The following is a 15,018-nucleotide window of genomic DNA, read 5'->3' as shown; positions in this document are numbered from 1 at the left end:
CATGCCGCTGAAACACCCGGCGCCTAGCGTGGAACACGGCCGCTCAGGCTGCCACCACGTGAGATCAGGACAAGCAGCGCAGGGAGAGGAGCCGGACATGACGGCAACACTGGAACTCGGGACACTCGACGCCGAAGCAGCGGACACCGCGGCAGGCTGGCACCGTGTCTGCCGCCTTGAGGACCTCGAACCGGCATGGGGAGAAGCAGCCCTGGTAGGCGGCCGGCAGGTGGCACTTTTCCGCACCTTGGCTGGCGGCGTTTTCGCAGTGGCACAGCAGGACCCGGCCACGGGTTCGCACGTGATGGCCCGCGGAATCCTCGGATCCAAGGGCTCCCGCCCCACTATTGCCTCACCGCTGCACAAAGAGGTCTACGACCTCGAAACCGGAGAGTGCTTCAGCACCCCCGGGTTGCGGATCGAGGCTTTTGGCACCCGGATCGTTGACGGCTTCGTCGAGGTGGAGCTGTAGACCGGGAGGACACGCGTATCACCCACAAGGGGTGCCCCAAGGGCGCCCCTTCAGGGCGTTAAAGCCCCAGCGCCTCGCTGACGTCGCGGAGGACCTCGTCCAGCGCTGCCCGTGCTGCCTGGCGGGCTTCGGGAAGTTCCGCGGCGGATCCCACCTGGTGGATCACCTCGAGGTAGCACTTGAGCTTGGGTTCAGTGCCGCTGGGCCGGATGATGACGCGGGTGAGGTTGCGCGTCACGTACAGCAGGCCGTCGGTGGGCGGCAGGTGGTCGGAGCCGACGGAGAGGTCGGTGGAGACCTCAACTGCCGACGAGCCAAAGGACTCCGGCGGGGAAACCCGGAGCCGGTTCATCATGGCATCCAGCAGGCCAAGGTCCGCCACCCTGATGCTCAGCTGGTCACTGGCGTGCAGGCCGTGCTGCAGGTAGAGCTCATCGAGCGTATCGAAGATGGTCTTGCCGTCGGCTTTGGCGGTGGCGGCCAGTTCGGCGATGAGGACTGCAGCGGAAATGCCGTCCTTGTCCTTGACCAGGTCCGGTGCCACACAATAGCCCAGGGCCTCCTCGTACCCGTAGACCAGGCCGGGCACGCGGGAAATCCACTTGAAGCCCGTCAGGGTTTCCTCGTGGGCGAATCCTGACGCCGCGGCGATGCGGGAGAGCAGCCGCGAGGACACAATCGAGTTGGCGAACACCCCCGGATTTTCCCCGTCAGGGGTTTCCGCGCCCGCGGCAGCATGCCGTGCGGCGACGTGCGCACCCAGGAGGGCGCCCACCTCATCGCCGCGGAGCATCCGCCACGTACCGGTGTCCGGGTCCTTGGCGGCCACGGCCGCACGGTCGGCATCCGGGTCGTTGGCCAGGACGATGTCCGCGTCGAGGCGATCGGCCGTTTCGAGGGCCAGGTCCAGCGCGCCGGGTTCCTCGGGGTTCGGGAAACTCACGGTGGGGAAGTCCGGGTCCGGTTCGGCCTGCTCCTTGACCAGGGTGACATCCCCGAAACCTGCGGCGTTCAGCACCGCGAGCGCGGTCTCCCCGCCAACGCCGTGCATAGGGGTCAGCACGATCCGCAGGTCCCTCGCCGGGAAGAGGTCCGGAAGGGCGAGTCCCGCCGTCTCGGACCGGTACCCGGCCGCGAGCGATCCATCCAGCACCGTCCAGCCGTCCGCGGCCAGCTTGATGGTGTTCAAGGCGCCCACGGCGCTGATCCGGTCAGCGATTTCGGCGTCGTACGGTGCCACGATCTGGGCACCGTTGCCGTTTTCCGCCACGGCGTGGCGTCCCAAGTACACCTTGTAGCCGTTGTCCTGGGGCGGGTTGTGGCTTGCCGTGACCATGACGCCGCCGTCGCATTCCAGGGCGCGGACGGCGTAGGCGAGCAGGGGAGTGGGCAGCGCCGCCGGCATCAGGAAGGTTTCGATCCCCGCCGCGGTGAAGATGGCCGCGGTTTCCGCTGCGAACACATCCGAGTTATGGCGGGCGTCATAGCCGACGACGGCGCGTGGCCGGGTTCCCGGGGATGCTTTCGCCACCGCGTCGGTGAGGAAGTCCGCCAGGCCGGCGGCCGCACGGCGCACCACCACGCGGTTCATCCGGTTGGGCCCGGGACCGAGGGCGGCCCGGAGCCCGGCGGTGCCGAACTGCAGCGTGCCGCGGAAGCTGTCCTGGAGTTCCTGCCGGGCCGCGGGGTCTCCTTCTACCGATGCCCGGATGAGTTCCAGGAGCGCAGCCGACGTTGCCGGATCCGGGTCTTGGGCTGCCCACTCGCGGGCATCGTTGAGCAGGCGAGCATCGGCATCGGAAGACGTCATGGGCCTAACGCTATCGTCATTGGCGCTGCCCGTGCGGCACCGCAGCCCCGGTGCCGCGCCCCATGGATCAGAGTTTGGCGATGATTCCGGCAAGCAGGGCCGAAATCCTCGGACCCGCCGCCTGGCCGGATTCCAGCACTTCCTGGTGGCTAAGCGGCTGGGGGCTGATCCCGGCGGCCAGGTTGGTGACGAGCGAAATGCCGAACACTTCCATGCCGGCGTGGCGCCCGGCGATGGCCTCCAGCGCGGTGGACATGCCGATCAGGTCGGCACCGATGCGCTTTGCGTACTGGACTTCCGCGGGAGTCTCGTAGTGCGGGCCGGGGAACTGCGCGTAGACACCTTCGTCGAGGCTGGAATCCACCTCGCGGGCCAGCCCGCGGATCCGTGCGGAGTAAAGATCTGTCAGGTCCACGAACGTGGCGCCTTCCAGCGGCGAAGCGGCGGTGAGGTTGATGTGATCCTTGATGAGCACGGGGGTGCCCGGTGCCCAGTCCTCGTTGAGGCCGCCGCAGCCGTTCGTGAGGACCAGGGTACTGCAGCCGGCGGCGGCCGCGGTGCGGATCCCGTGGACCACGGCCCGCACGCCCTTGCCTTCGTAGTAGTGCGTCCGGGCGCCGAGGACCAGTGCACGCTTGCCTTCGGTGGTCAGGATCGACCGGATGGTTCCCACGTGCCCTTCGACGGCGGGTGCATGGAACCCGGGCACCTCTTCGGCCGACAGGGTGGCAGTGGTTTCCCCGATCAGGTCAGCGGCCCCGCCCCAGCCGGAACCGAGCACCAGGGCGACGTCGTGGGAGTCCACCCCGGTTTCCTCGGCAATGTAGTCGGCAGCAGCGCGCGCGGCGGCGAAAGGGTCCGTGTTCAGGAAGTCAGTTGTACTCACTGGTACAAGGTATCCTGCCGGTCCCGCTCCGCCCACCCTCTGGTCCGCACCCCCGAGAGACCGGTTTCTTTGGTGGTCAGGCGAGGATGCGGGAGAATAATCGTTTGTGACTACGCACCCAGATTTCAGTTCACCCCGGATCGCGATCCTGGGAGGTGGTCCAGGCGGATACGAAGCCGCTATCGTGGCCGCCTCGCTGGGGGCGCAGGTCACCATCATCGAGCGCGCAGGCCTGGGCGGATCCGCGGTCCTGACCGACGTCGTCCCCTCCAAGACCCTCATCGCCACGGCCGACCTGATGACCCGCGTTGCCGAAGCGGGGGAGCTTGGCGTGAAGTTCGACGTCGACGGCGGCGACTTCGTCCCCGTGATGAGGGCCGACCTCAAGCACATCAACGACCGCCTGCTCAACCTGGCCCGCAGCCAGTCCAAGGACATCCACGACGCCCTGGCCAGCCAGAACGTCAGGATCCTCGCAGGCTCCGGCCGGCTCCTGGACAACCACACCATCGAGGTCCTGACCGCGGAAGGCACCGAAACCATCGAGGCGGACACCATCCTGCTGGCCGTCGGCGCCCATCCGCGCGAACTGGCCACAGCCCGTCCCGACGGCGAACGCATCCTCAACTGGACCCAGCTGTACAACCTTGATGAACTGCCCGAGGAACTGATCGTGGTGGGCTCCGGCGTCACCGGCGCCGAGTTCGCCTCCGCCTACAACGGACTGGGCTCCAAGGTGACGCTGGTATCCAGCCGCGACAGGGTGCTCCCGGGCTCGGACGTTGACGCCGCCGTGGTCCTGGAGGAGGTCTTCGAACGCCGCGGTGTCCGCGTGCTGTCCCGCTCACGCGCTGAATCAGTGGAGCGGACGGACGACGGCGTGGTGGTCACCCTCAGTGACGGCACCAAGGTCACCGGCAGCCACTGCCTCCTGTGCCTTGGTTCCATCCCCAACACCGACGGCATCGGCCTCGAGGAAGCCGGCGTCGCCGTCAGCGAAAGCGGCCACATCAAGGTGGACGGTGTCTCCCGCACCAGCGCCCCGAACATCTACGCCGCCGGCGACTGCACCGGCGTCCTGCCACTGGCGTCCGTGGCGGCCATGCAGGGCCGGATCGCCGTTGCCCACTTCATGGGCGACGTCGTGACTCCGCTGAAGCTGCACCAGGTGGCCTCCAACATCTTCACTTCGCCGGAAATCGCAAACGTGGGTGTTTCGGAAGCCGACATCGACTCCGGAAAGTACCAGGGCGACGTCGTGAAGCTCTCAATGCGCAGCAACGCCCGCGCCAAGATGCGCAGCGCCCGTGATGGTTTCGTGAAGATCTTCGCGCGCAAGGGATCCGGGACTGTCATCGGCGGCGTAGTGGTTGGCCCGAACGCTTCGGAGCTGATCTTCCCCATCGCCATCGCCGTGAAGCAAAAGCTCCACGTCGACGACGTTGCCAGCACCTTCACGGTGTACCCGTCGCTGACCGGCTCCATTTCCGAAGCCGCCCGGCGCCTGCACGTCCACATGTAGGTCAGGGCAAGGCTGGGGAGAAGTGCTGCTCGATCAGGCCCTTGATGTCCTCGTGGCAGCCGCCGCAGCCGGTCCCCGCGCGGGTTGCCTTGGACACCTCGGCCACCGTGGCGCAGCCTTCAGCTACGGCGCCCTGGATGACCGCTCCGCTGACCCCGGCGCAGCGGCACACGGTTCCGGCAGGATCCGCTGGGCCGCTGCCCGGCAGCTGGTCCGGGCCGTCCAGCCGCAGCAGCAGCGACCGGTCCGCCGGCAGTTCCGCATTCCGTTCGAAGAGCCCCACCAGCTCTGCCGCGGTGCGGGGCATGCCCACCGCCACGAGTCCTTCCAGCACGCCGCCGCGCGTGGTCATCTTCACGTAGCGGCCATGCTCGGGATCCGCCCACTGGGCGATCTGCAGGCGGGGCCGGCCGTTGACGGCACCGGCGGTGAGCGCTTCCTCGTCCCAGGGGTCGGCGCCGTTGTCCCCGGCAACGGCCATGTTCAGGCCCCGCGCCTTGAGCACGATGATGCCCTGCTGTTCGGCCGGCAGTTCCGGCAGGAGTTCTGCGTCCTCGATCAGGCCCGCTGCCAGGAGCGTCAGGTATTCGGCCAGCCACTCGGCCTGGCGCCAGCCCGGCCCCACCAGCCCTGACGGGCCAGAAGCGGTGCGGCAGGCAGCGCAGCCGGGGTCCGGGCAGCGCACCTCGGCGCAGTCGCCGATCGCGAAGATGTGCGGTTCGTGGTGGGCGCGCAGCCGGTGGTCCACCAGGATGCCCGTGGCCGTGGAGAGGCCGCACCCCTCCGCCAGCTCGGTGCGGGGACGCACGCCGCACGAGATGACCAGGAGGTCGCCGTCGATCGCAGAACCGTCATCGAGCAGCAAAGCCGAAAAACCGCCGTCGGGCGCGTTGTGTTCCACACCGGTGGAGCGCGCGTTGCCGGCCATCCGCACGCCGCACCGCCTCAGGCCTGCCGCCAGGACCGCGCCGCCGCCCTGGTCGATGGTGCGGCCCAGTGGGTGCGGTCCGTTGTGGACCACGGTCACGGTGGCGCCTTCCTCAGCTGCTGCGAGCGCCGTTTCCAGGCCCAGGACGCCGCCGCCGAGGACTACAACCCGCTTGCCGCCGTCCACGGCCTGCTGCAGGACGCCGGCGTCGCGGAGGTCCCGCAGCGCGGTGACGCCGGCGGGCAGGACCGGTGAGGCGGGGTCGGGATTGATTCCGGTGAGGTTGGGGATCACGGGCCGGGAACCGGTGGCGAACACCAGCCGGTCGTAGTGGACGGGCGTGCCGTCCGAGAGCAGGACCTGCTGGCGGGCGCGGTCCACGCGCCGGACGCGGGTGCCCAGCCGTACCTCCACACCGTCGGCAGCGAGGGCGCCGGCGTCCGAAAGAGCCAGGGCATCGGCAGTGGTGCGGCCAACCCCGAGGTCGGCCACCAGGACGCGGTTGTAGGCAGCTTCGGTCTCTTCACCCACCACGGTCAGTGCCACCTGGCCTGCGCGTACGGCGGGCAGCAGCTCATCAACCAGCCGGGCGGCCACCGGCCCGAATCCCACAATGACAATCTGCTCGCTCATGAGGCCTCCATCGTCTGAAGCACTTTGCTGGATACGGGCGCGGCCACCGGCCGGACCCACACCTTGTTGAATTTGAATTCGGGCATCCCGGAGATGGGGTCGGTGGCCGCCTCGGTGAGGCGGTTGGCGCTTTCCAGTTCGGGGAAGTGGAACGGCAGGAAGACCGTCTCGCTGCGGATGGCGGTGCTGAGTTCGGCCCGGCACACCACCTCGCCGCGTTCATTGGCCACGGATACGAATGATCCTTCGGTGACACCCATCGCGGCTGCCGCGGCCGGGTGGATCTGCATCCTCGCCTCAGGCTGCGCGGCCAGGAGCGCCGCGACCCGCCGCGTCTGGGCGCCGGACTGGTAGTGCTCCAGGAGGCGGCCGGTGATGAGGGTGAAGGGCTTGGCATCTGCAGCGTTCCCAGTTTCCGCAAGGGGGTTGCCAGAAGGCGTACGACGGCGGCGCGGCAGCACCGGGGTCATCACGGCTTTGCCGTCGGCGTGGGCGAAGCGCTCTTGGAAGAGCCGGGGGGTTCCGGTGCTGCCGGCGGGGTAGGGCCAGTAGGCGGCTTCCCCGCGGTCCAGCATGGCGTAGTCAATACCGGAGTAGTCTGCCAGGCCGCCGGCGGAGGCCAGCCGCAGTTCCTCGAAGACGGTTTCGGGGTCCTCGCTGTACGTGGACGGTGCCTCGAGCCGTTCGGCGAGCCTGGCCATGATCCACAGCTCGCTGCGTGCTCCTGCAGGCGGTGTGAGGGCCCGGCGGCGGCGGAGGACCCGGCCCTCGAGGTTGGTCAGCGTACCGTCCTCCTCCGCCCACTGGAGGACGGGGAGGACCAGGTCTGCCATGGCTGCCGTCTCGGACATGAAGAAGTCGCAGACCATCAGGAAGTCCAGGCTGCGGATACCCTCAATAACGGCGTTGGCGTCCGGCGAGGCGACCGCAATGTTGGAGGCGTGGACGAAGAGGCAACGGACGCCGTCGGCCTTTCCCAGCGACTTCAGCAGTTGCACCGCGGGAAGGCCCGGGCCGGGGATGAGCTCCTCGGGAACGCCCCAGACGCCGGCCACGTGGGCGCGGGCGGCGGGGTCGGTGATCTTGCGGTAACCGGGCAGCTGGTCGGCTTTCTGCCCGTGTTCCCGGCCGCCCTGGCCGTTGCCCTGGCCGGTCAGGGTGCCGTAGCCGCTGCGGGCCGAACCCGGCAGGCCGAGCAGGAGGCTGAGGTTGATGGCGGCGGTGGCGGTGTCGGTGCCGTCGACGTGCTGCTCCACGCCGCGGCCGGTGAGGATGTAGCTGCCGCCCTTGCCGGCCCCGGCGGCAAGCCTGCGGGCTGTTTCCCGGATGAGGTCCGCCGGCACACCAGTGAGGGATTGGACCCGTTCGGGCCAGAAGGAGGCGACGCTGCGGGCTACGGCGCTGTAGCCCGAGGTGCGCTCGCGGATATAGGCGGTGTCCGCCAGGTTTTCGTGGATGACCACGTGGGAGAGGCCCAGCAGCAGGGTGAGGTCCGTGCCCGGGATGGGCTGGAGGTGGAGGCCGCCACCGTCGGCCGTGAAATCTGCTGTGGCGGAACGGCGCGGATCCACCACGATCAGGCCGCCGGCGTCGCGGGCACCCTTGAGGTGCTGGACGAAGGGCGGCATGGTTTCCGCCACATTGGATCCCAGCATCAGGATGGTGCTGGCCGTGTCCAGCGCTTCGAGCGGGAAGGGCAGGCCGCGGTCCACGCCAAAGGCGCGCATTCCGGCGGCGGCCGCGGAGGACATGCAGAAACGGCCGTTGTAGTCGATCCGCGAGGTGCCCAGGGCCAGCCTGGCGAACTTGCCCAGCTGGTACGCCTTTTCGTTGGTGAGGCCGCCGCCGCCAAAGACGCCGACGGCGTCTGGACCGTAGCGGGCGCGGGCGTCCTTCACCGCTGCCGCGGCGAGGTCCAGGGCCCGGTCCCAGGAGATGGGCCGGTGGACGCCGTCCGGGCCCTTGAGCAGGGGCTCGGTGATGCGTCCGGGATGGTTGAGGAGGTTTGCGGAGGTCCAGCCCTTGCGGCACAGGCCGCCACGGTTGGTGGGGAAGTCGCGCCCCTGGACCTCGAGCGGTGCAGCAGGTGCCGTGGTGAGGGCCACGGGGACCGGCCCCGGCTGTGCAGCCGGGGCCGGTCCTGTGGAGGACGTGAGCGTCATGGCGCACTGCAGGGCGCAGTAGGGGCAGTGCGTGTCGGCGCTTGTGGTCATGGTTAGACGTGTCCCATCGCGTTTCGGTTGGCGTTGCGGATGTAGCAGGCCCAGCAGACCACCAGCATCAGGGCGTAGGCCCCTACGAAGCCATAGAAGGCCGGGGTGTAGGAGCCGCTGGCGGTGTTGGACGCGTTCAGTACCTGCGGGATGAGGAACCCGCCGTACGCACCGATTGCGGAGATCAGGCCGAGGGCCGAGGAAGCCAGCCGCTGGGTGGCCACGGAGCTGGCTCCGCTGCGTGCTGCCCGGCTGTTGGTGGCGAAGATGACCGGAATCATCCGGTAGGTTGCACCGTTGCCGAAACCGCTGGCGGTGAAGAGCATCAGGAACAGGACCAGGAAGAGCCAGAAGTTCTTCAGCGGCAGCGTCCAGATCATGGTCAGGGTGATTACGGCCATGGAAGCGAAGGCTGAAACGGTCATCCGGGCGCCGCCCATGCGGTCCGCCATGCGTCCGCCGTAAGGCCGGGCGAGCGAGCCCACCAGGGGGCCCAGGAAGGCGAGTGAGAGGGCTACGGTTCCCACGCCGATGGTGGAGAACTCGGGGAAGTAGTCCTTGATCAGCTTGGGGAACACACCGGCGAAGCCGATGAACGAGCCAAAGGTGCCGATGTACAGGAACGCCATGACCCACAGGTGCGGTTCCTTCAGCGCGGCAACGGATCCTGCCACGTCGCCCTTGGCGCTGGTGAGGTTGTTCATGTACTTGTAGGCACCGAATGCGGCCAGCAGGATGAACGGGACCCACATCAGGCCGGCCATGGGCAGGTTGACGGTGCCCGCAGCCAGAAGGGTGATCACAATGGGGACGGCGAGCTGCGCGACGGCGGCACCGAGGTTTCCGCCCGCGGCGTTCAGGCCCAGGGCCCAGCCCTTTTCGCGTGCCGGGTAGAAGAAGGTGATGTTGGCCATGGAGCTGGCGAAGTTACCGCCGCCGAAGCCGGCCAGGGCTGCCACCAGGAGCATCACACCGAACGGCGTTTCCGGGTTTGAAACGCACAGCGCGAGCCCGATGGAGGGGATCAGGAGCAGCAGGGCCGAGACTATGGTCCAGTTCCGGCCGCCGAAACGGGGAACCATGAAGGTGTAGGGAATGCGAAGGGTGGCGCCCACCAGGCTGGGCATTGAGATCAGCCAGAAGATCTCGGACGTGGTGAAGGTGAATCCTGCGGCCGGGAGCTGGACCACCACGATGGACCACAGCTGCCAGACGACGAAGCCGAGGAACTCGGCGAAGATGGACCAGTTCAGGTTGCGGCGGGCGATGGAGCGGCCGGCAGTTTCCCACTGTTCCTTGTTCTCGGCGTCCCAGTTGGCGATCCAACGGCCGGGGCGGAATTCAAGGGCTGGAGCGGTTGCGGTGCGGGTAGTGCCGGGCTGTGCGCTGGCGGATGCTGCGGCTGATTCCGGGGACGAGGCGTCATCAAGATCAACGGAATTGCCGGTGCCGGCATCTGCGGTGCGGTCAACAGTCACGGGTTACCTCCTTTGGGGGATGTTGTTCCTCAAAGGTAGGGACGGCGCGTTTCACGGACCGACGCCGGATGTTAACGGGCTGTGACATTTGCCTATCTGTGCCCGCCGGACGCCGTTAGGATGCGAAGGTGCCCAAAAAGTGAGACGCACAGCACAGGTCCAAATACTGGACCTTTCGTCCATTGACTGGACCAGCGGAACTAATATTGAACTCTAACTATTTCGCGCCGGGGCAACCCGTTGTATCCGGCCGGTTTCTCACGAAAGCGTTTACACATGTCTTCCACCGACACCTCCACGGTGCCCGGTTCACCCCAGCCGGTGAACTCCCGCGGCCGTGTGATCGTCGCCAGCCTGATCGGCACCACGGTCGAGTTCTATGATTTCTATGTCTACGCAACTGCGGCGGTCCTCGTCTTTCCGCAGCTGTTCTTCCCCGGCCAGAACGAGACCACCCAGCTCCTGAGCTCCTTCGCGGTTTTCGGCGTGGCTTTCGTCGCCCGCCCGCTGGGGTCCATCGTCTTCGGGCACTTCGGCGACAAGTTCGGCCGCAAGGGCACCCTGGTGGCCTCGCTGCTCACCATGGGAATCGCCACCTTCCTCATCGGCTGCCTGCCCACTGCGCTGGTACCGGGCTGGGAATTCTGGGCACCGGCACTGCTGGTAGTCATGCGCTTTGCACAGGGCCTGGCCCTTGGCGGCGAATGGAGCGGGGCGGCCCTGCTGGCCACCGAGAACGCACCGGCCAACAAGCGCGCCATCTACGGCACGTTCCCGCAGCTCGGCGCTCCCATCGGCTTCATCATCGCCAACGTCATTTTCCTGGTGGCCAGCTACACGCTCACACCCGCTGCCTTCCAGGCCTGGGGCTGGCGTGTTCCGTTCCTGCTCAGCGCAGTCATGGTGATCATCGGCCTCTACGTGCGGCTGAAGCTGATCGAAACCCCGGCATTCACCAAGGTGATCGAGTCCAACGAGGTTGCCAAGCTGCCCCTGGGCCGCGTCTTCAAGACCAGCTGGCGCCAGCTGATCCTGGGTACCTTCATCATGCTCGCCACCTACGTGCTCTTCTACCTGATGACCACGTTCACTCTCACCTACGGCACCCGGGCCTCCAGCCTCGACGCGGCCAGGGCGGCCGCCGAGAAGGCCGGCAAGCCGATGACCGAAGCCGCTGCAGCTGCGTTCGTCCCGGGCTTGGGCTACACCCGCAACGATTTCCTCTGGATGCTGATTGCCGGCGTCGTGTTCTTCGGCATCTTCACGCTGGTCTCCGGTCCGCTTGCTGAGAAGTACGGCCGCCGGAAAATGCTGATCGGCGTCACCGCCGGGATCTTCGCCTTCGGCCTGCTCTTCGTGCCACTGTTCAGCGGCGGGTTCGTGGGCACCATGGCGCTGCTGATCCTGGGCTTCTCACTCATGGGCCTGACCTTCGGGCCCATGGGCGCGCTCTTGCCGGAGCTGTTCCCCACGAACGTCCGCTACACGGGATCGGCCATCAGCTACAACTTCTCCAGCATCCTGGGCGCTGCAGTTGCGCCGTTCATCGCCGTGGCGCTGTGGGAACTGGCGGACGGCAGCCCGGTGCTCGTGGGTGTCTACCTGACGTCCATGGCCGTGCTGACCCTCATCGCCCTCTTCGTCAGCAAGGAAACCCGCGACCTCGACTACGAGAACAACGTAGCCTGACCCGCCAGCCTTGCAGGAATGCCCGGACAGTCCACTGGACTGTCCGGGCATTCTCTTCTAAGCAGGGTATTCTCCGCGGGCGATTCGCCGCTCCGAGGTTGCCTCGCCTTTGGACATGGAGGTACGACGGCGGTGCCTTCTTGGGCGCCGCCGTTCTGCTGTGGCGGAGGTACTTGGCCGTCGTCATCTGCCGCCCCTTTCCTTGCTGCACGTGCCTGCCTTGAGATCGTCGGGAGGTTTCCACATAGGGCTTTGGGGGCGTGGGGAATGTCAGTGGGTGCTGGAAGACTTTGGTCATGGAGACGGTTGGCGTGGCGGCAGTGGCGGCAGTGGCGGCGGGGAATGCGGCTGCCCATGTTCCTTCGCCCGCGGGGCCCCGCGCGGCTGCCGTGCAGGCCCCGATTGCCCGTGGTCCTTCTCTTGCCGGTCGCGCGGGTGTTAGTCCCCCGAGTGTTGCTGATGTGTTGAGGATGTTGGCGGTGGTGCCGGTTGCTGTTGATGGTGCGGGGATGATCGATCAGCTCCGGCAGCTTGAGGATGTGAAGGCTGTTGCGGCGGCGAGGCAGGCCGAGATCACTGTGGCTTTTGACTTGGCCCAGCGGCGGGTCCAGGCTGTTGCCGGTGTCCCGGCGGGGGAGCAGGGCGCCGGGGTCGGGGCGCAGGTGGCGCTGGCGCGGCGGGAATCCCCGGCCCGGGGCGGGCGGCTGCTGGGACTGGCGAAAACCCTGACCGGGATGCCCCACACCTTCGCCGCGTTCCGGTCCGGGCGGTTGAGTGAGTGGCGCACCACCCTGGTCGTGAGGGAAACCATCTGCCTCTCACCCGAGGACCGGGCGGGGGTGGATGAGGAACTCGCACCCGATAGCGGCGTCTTCGATGGTGCCGGGGACCGGACCATCATCTCCGCGGTCAAGGCCGCCGCGTACCGGCGGGACCCTGCGTCCGTGGCCCGGCGGGCCGCCACAGCCGTGGGGGCAAGGACGGTCAGCCTGCGCCCGGCGCCGGACACCATGGCCCGCCTGACCGCGCTGCTGCCCGTCGCCCAGGGCGTCGCCGCCTACGCGGCCCTCACCAAAGAAGCCGGCACCCTCCGTTCCTCCGGGGACGGACGGTCCAAGGGCCAGATCATGGCCGACACCCTCGTCGAGCGGGCCACCGGGACCCCGGGCGGGATCAGCGGGGTTCGGGTCCAGCTCGTCATGACCGACCGCACCCTCCTCCAGGCCGACACCGAACCCGCCCGACTGACCGGTTACGGCATCGTTCCCGCCCAATGGGCCCGCGAACTGATCACCGCAGACCAGCCCGGGTCCGGGATGGCTGTCTGGGTCCGGCGGCTCTACACCGCCCCCGGCAGCGGGGAGCTCGTCGGTTTGGACGCCAAGGCCAGGCTCTTCCCGGCAGGACTCAAACGCTTCCTCCAGGTCCGCGACGACACCTGCCGCACCCCGTACTGCGACGCACCCATCCGCCACCACGACCACATCACCCCCTGGCGCCACGGCGGCGGCACCACAGCCTCCAACGGCCAAGGACTTTGCGAAGCCTGCAACCACACCAAAGAAAGCCCCGGCTGGAGTTCAACAACCGTCCCAGTACCCTCAACGGCGCCGCTGCCGGACCGCACATGCTTCCCTGACGGACCACCCCGGGTCAGGCAGGTCACGCGCCACACCGTAAAACTCCGAACCCCCACCGGCCACACGTACCACTCCACCGCACCACCACTCCCCGGGACGCCCTTCACCCACGCCAGCAGCCCGGGCAAACGCGCAGGGCCAGCGCGAGCCCCCGCGCGAGCCCCCGCGCGGGCACCCGCCAACCAGCCACCCCCACAACCATCCGTCCAAGTCCTCGGCCGCGTCATCCAAACCGGCGTTCCCTGACACAGGAACACACTGACTGAATTTCCAGGGCGAGCCAGGGATGTCGTCACAAGAGCCCAGGTGGCAGCAGGAGTTTGAACAAGCCATATGAATGGGATGCGATTGCCGGTGGTCCGCCCCTGCCCGAATGGTCGCTCCGGGCAGCCCGGCAGCCCGGCTGCCCGGCTGCCCGGCAGCTCAGGCGGCGTAACTCGTCACGAAGTTTCGCAGGATCTTCATCGGCTCCGTCACGGTGAACTTCCGGGCGTCAGCCATCAGGTCCTCGGCGGACTCCGGAGGAAAGTAGCCGGCGTTGCGGTAGATGTCGATGCGCGTTACCAGGCCCTCCGCATCAAGTTCGGGATGGAACTGGGTGGCGTAGAGGTTTGACCGGACCCGGAACATCTGCACGGGGCAGGCCGCGGACCCTGCCAGCAGAACCGCATGGGCGGGCAGCGAACTGCAGGCTTCCTTGTGGCCGGCAAACGCGGTGAACGCCTGTGGCATTCCTTGGAGCAATGGGTCCTGGAGGCCGGCATCGGTAAGGCCGATCTCGACGGCCGCAAGGGGTTCGCCGAACGTTCGGTCGATCACGGCGCCTTGGTGCCTGCCCAGCGTCCCGACCCCGTAACACGCCCCCAGGAACGGGAAATCGCGGGCCACCAGCTGGTCCAGCAGGCCCGACAGTTCCTGTTCCACCCTGTGCTGGACCAGGCTCTTGTCTTCCGGCGGATCGCTGGAGGTGAATGGACTGCCGCCCACGATCACGCCAGAGTATTCGGAGAGGTCCAGCTCTGGCAGGGGAGCCGACTCAAGCCGGATCCGTCGCAGCTCCCGCTCCTCCAGGCCGCCGTACCTCAGGTACGCGGCGTATTCATCATCGGCGGCGGCGTCCTCGGCTCGGGAAGCCAGGAGCAGGAAAGGCAACACCTGCTAAGTGTGCCTGCACTTGCCCGCTATACGCCAGCAGCCCGAAGCGGATGGCTCCGGACTGCTGGGTAGTGTGGAACGGCTGAACTTGTAGTACTGCTTGGTCGGGCAGGACCGCTTAGCCAGGAGGCGGCGGGCGACAGGCTGGTTCAGCCGGCCGCTGCCTGGGCCAGCGACCTACGGGACTGGGGCCGCGCAGCCGGATCGGCATGGCGGTGCACCAGCTTCCAGTAGCCTTCCTCGCGGCGGAAAATGCTGGTTACCCGGAGAGCGAACTCTTCGGTGGCAGCAGCACCGTCCAGCCGGGCACGGAAGTGCTCGGTTTCCACCAGGTAGGCGGTGTCGCGCGCCGTGTACGACGTGATGGTGTCGAAGCCGAGCATCTCCCCGTCCTGGAATTGCCGGGCGGCCTGGTCCAGCCGGGCTTCAACCTGGGCCCAGCCCCGGGCGATGCCGCCGAAGGGGTTGGCCAGCGTCACGTCCTCGAGCCGGGAGTAGAGGTCCTTGACAGGACCCGTATTGCCCCGGGTGATCTCCGGAACCGCCTCGTGGTAGCGGGCCACTTCTTCCTGGAAACTGGGTGCCAGCATGG

11 protein-coding genes are annotated in these 15,018 nt (G+C 67.7%); 4 read left to right on the top strand and 7 right to left on the bottom strand.

The genetic code is table 11. From position 1 onward, the window contains the following. Window positions 1-97: 97 nt before the first annotated feature. Complete coding sequence (gene nirD, locus QE394_RS02605) at window positions 98-472, top strand: nitrite reductase small subunit NirD (RefSeq protein ID WP_349033651.1); 375 nt, start codon at window positions 98-100, stop codon at window positions 470-472. Between the two features lie 58 nt (window positions 473-530). On the opposite strand, the gene QE394_RS02600 is transcribed toward nirD, so the two are convergent. Both QE394_RS02600 and QE394_RS02595 read right to left on the bottom strand, forming a co-directional pair. After that, window positions 531-2,282 carry a phospho-sugar mutase gene (locus QE394_RS02600; RefSeq protein ID WP_261620489.1) on the bottom strand — a complete coding sequence of 584 codons (1,752 nt, stop codon included), beginning with the start codon at window positions 2,280-2,282 and terminating at the stop codon, window positions 531-533. Between the two features lie 67 nt (window positions 2,283-2,349). Beyond that, window positions 2,350-3,168 carry a purine-nucleoside phosphorylase gene (locus QE394_RS02595; RefSeq protein WP_056081779.1) on the bottom strand — a complete coding sequence of 273 codons (819 nt, stop codon included), beginning with the start codon at window positions 3,166-3,168 and terminating at the stop codon, window positions 2,350-2,352. 106 nt (window positions 3,169-3,274) lie between these two features. On the opposite strand from QE394_RS02595, the gene QE394_RS02590 reads away from it, so the two are divergent. Next, window positions 3,275-4,690 (top strand): NAD(P)H-quinone dehydrogenase, encoded by a 1,416-nt coding sequence (locus tag QE394_RS02590; RefSeq protein WP_056081776.1) that lies wholly within the window; start codon window positions 3,275-3,277, stop codon window positions 4,688-4,690. A gap of 1 nt (window position 4,691) precedes the next feature. Here QE394_RS02590 and QE394_RS02585 read toward each other — a convergent pair whose 3' ends face one another. The 3 genes from QE394_RS02585 to QE394_RS02575 are packed head-to-tail and all read right to left on the bottom strand — an operon-like array spanning window position 4,692 to window position 9,942. Further along, window positions 4,692-6,251, bottom strand: coding sequence for an FAD-dependent oxidoreductase (locus QE394_RS02585; protein ID WP_056081773.1), 1,560 nt, complete (start codon window positions 6,249-6,251; stop codon window positions 4,692-4,694). Continuing rightward, window positions 6,248-8,464 carry a molybdopterin oxidoreductase family protein gene (locus QE394_RS02580; protein ID WP_056081770.1) on the bottom strand — a complete coding sequence of 739 codons (2,217 nt, stop codon included), beginning with the start codon at window positions 8,462-8,464 and terminating at the stop codon, window positions 6,248-6,250. Before QE394_RS02580 ends, QE394_RS02585 begins: the two co-directional genes overlap by 4 nt. A gap of 2 nt (window positions 8,465-8,466) precedes the next feature. After that, window positions 8,467-9,942, bottom strand: coding sequence for an MFS transporter (locus QE394_RS02575; RefSeq protein WP_056081767.1), 1,476 nt, complete (start codon window positions 9,940-9,942; stop codon window positions 8,467-8,469). A gap of 276 nt (window positions 9,943-10,218) precedes the next feature. On the opposite strand from QE394_RS02575, the gene QE394_RS02570 reads away from it, so the two are divergent. Then, window positions 10,219-11,631 carry an MFS transporter gene (locus QE394_RS02570; RefSeq protein WP_056081763.1) on the top strand — a complete coding sequence of 471 codons (1,413 nt, stop codon included), beginning with the start codon at window positions 10,219-10,221 and terminating at the stop codon, window positions 11,629-11,631. A 509-nt stretch (window positions 11,632-12,140) separates the two neighbouring features. Continuing rightward, a complete protein-coding gene (locus QE394_RS02565) occupies window positions 12,141-13,517 on the top strand; it encodes an HNH endonuclease (RefSeq protein ID WP_349033650.1) in 1,377 nt (458 codons plus the stop codon). 177 nt (window positions 13,518-13,694) lie between these two features. On the opposite strand, the gene QE394_RS02560 is transcribed toward QE394_RS02565, so the two are convergent. Together QE394_RS02560 and QE394_RS02555 are read right to left on the bottom strand one after the other, a co-directional pair. Then, a complete protein-coding gene (locus tag QE394_RS02560) occupies window positions 13,695-14,426 on the bottom strand; it encodes a glutamine amidotransferase (RefSeq protein WP_056080063.1) in 732 nt (243 codons plus the stop codon). A 149-nt stretch (window positions 14,427-14,575) separates the two neighbouring features. Next, window positions 14,576-15,016: a nuclear transport factor 2 family protein gene (locus QE394_RS02555; protein ID WP_261621135.1), complete on the bottom strand. Its 441-nt coding sequence runs from the start codon at window positions 15,014-15,016 to the stop codon at window positions 14,576-14,578. Window positions 15,017-15,018: the final 2 nt, after the last annotated feature.

The organism is Pseudarthrobacter sp. SORGH_AS 212 (assembly GCF_030818145.1).
In the GTDB taxonomy this organism is placed as follows: Bacteria; Actinomycetota; Actinomycetes; order Actinomycetales; family Micrococcaceae; genus Arthrobacter.
The sequence above is the reverse complement of the archived record's forward strand: the minus strand, read 5'-3'. Positions and strand labels throughout refer to the sequence as shown.

Bases quoted from the DNA above. Each gene is read 5' to 3' on its own strand.
- QE394_RS02600 (WP_261620489.1), bottom strand. From the start codon at position 2,282: ATGACGTCTTCCGATGCCGATGCTCGCCTGCTCAACGATGCCCGCGAG.
- QE394_RS02585 (WP_056081773.1), bottom strand. From the start codon at position 6,251: ATGAGCGAGCAGATTGTCATTGTGGGATTCGGGCCGGTGGCCGCCCGG.
- QE394_RS02580 (WP_056081770.1), bottom strand. From the start codon at position 8,464: ATGACCACAAGCGCCGACACGCACTGCCCCTACTGCGCCCTGCAGTGC.
- QE394_RS02565 (WP_349033650.1), top strand. From the start codon at position 12,141: ATGATCGATCAGCTCCGGCAGCTTGAGGATGTGAAGGCTGTTGCGGCG.
- nirD (WP_349033651.1), top strand. From the start codon at position 98: ATGACGGCAACACTGGAACTCGGGACACTCGACGCCGAAGCAGCGGAC.
- QE394_RS02570 (WP_056081763.1), top strand. From the start codon at position 10,219: ATGTCTTCCACCGACACCTCCACGGTGCCCGGTTCACCCCAGCCGGTG.
- QE394_RS02555 (WP_261621135.1), bottom strand. From the start codon at position 15,016: ATGCTGGCACCCAGTTTCCAGGAAGAAGTGGCCCGCTACCACGAGGCG.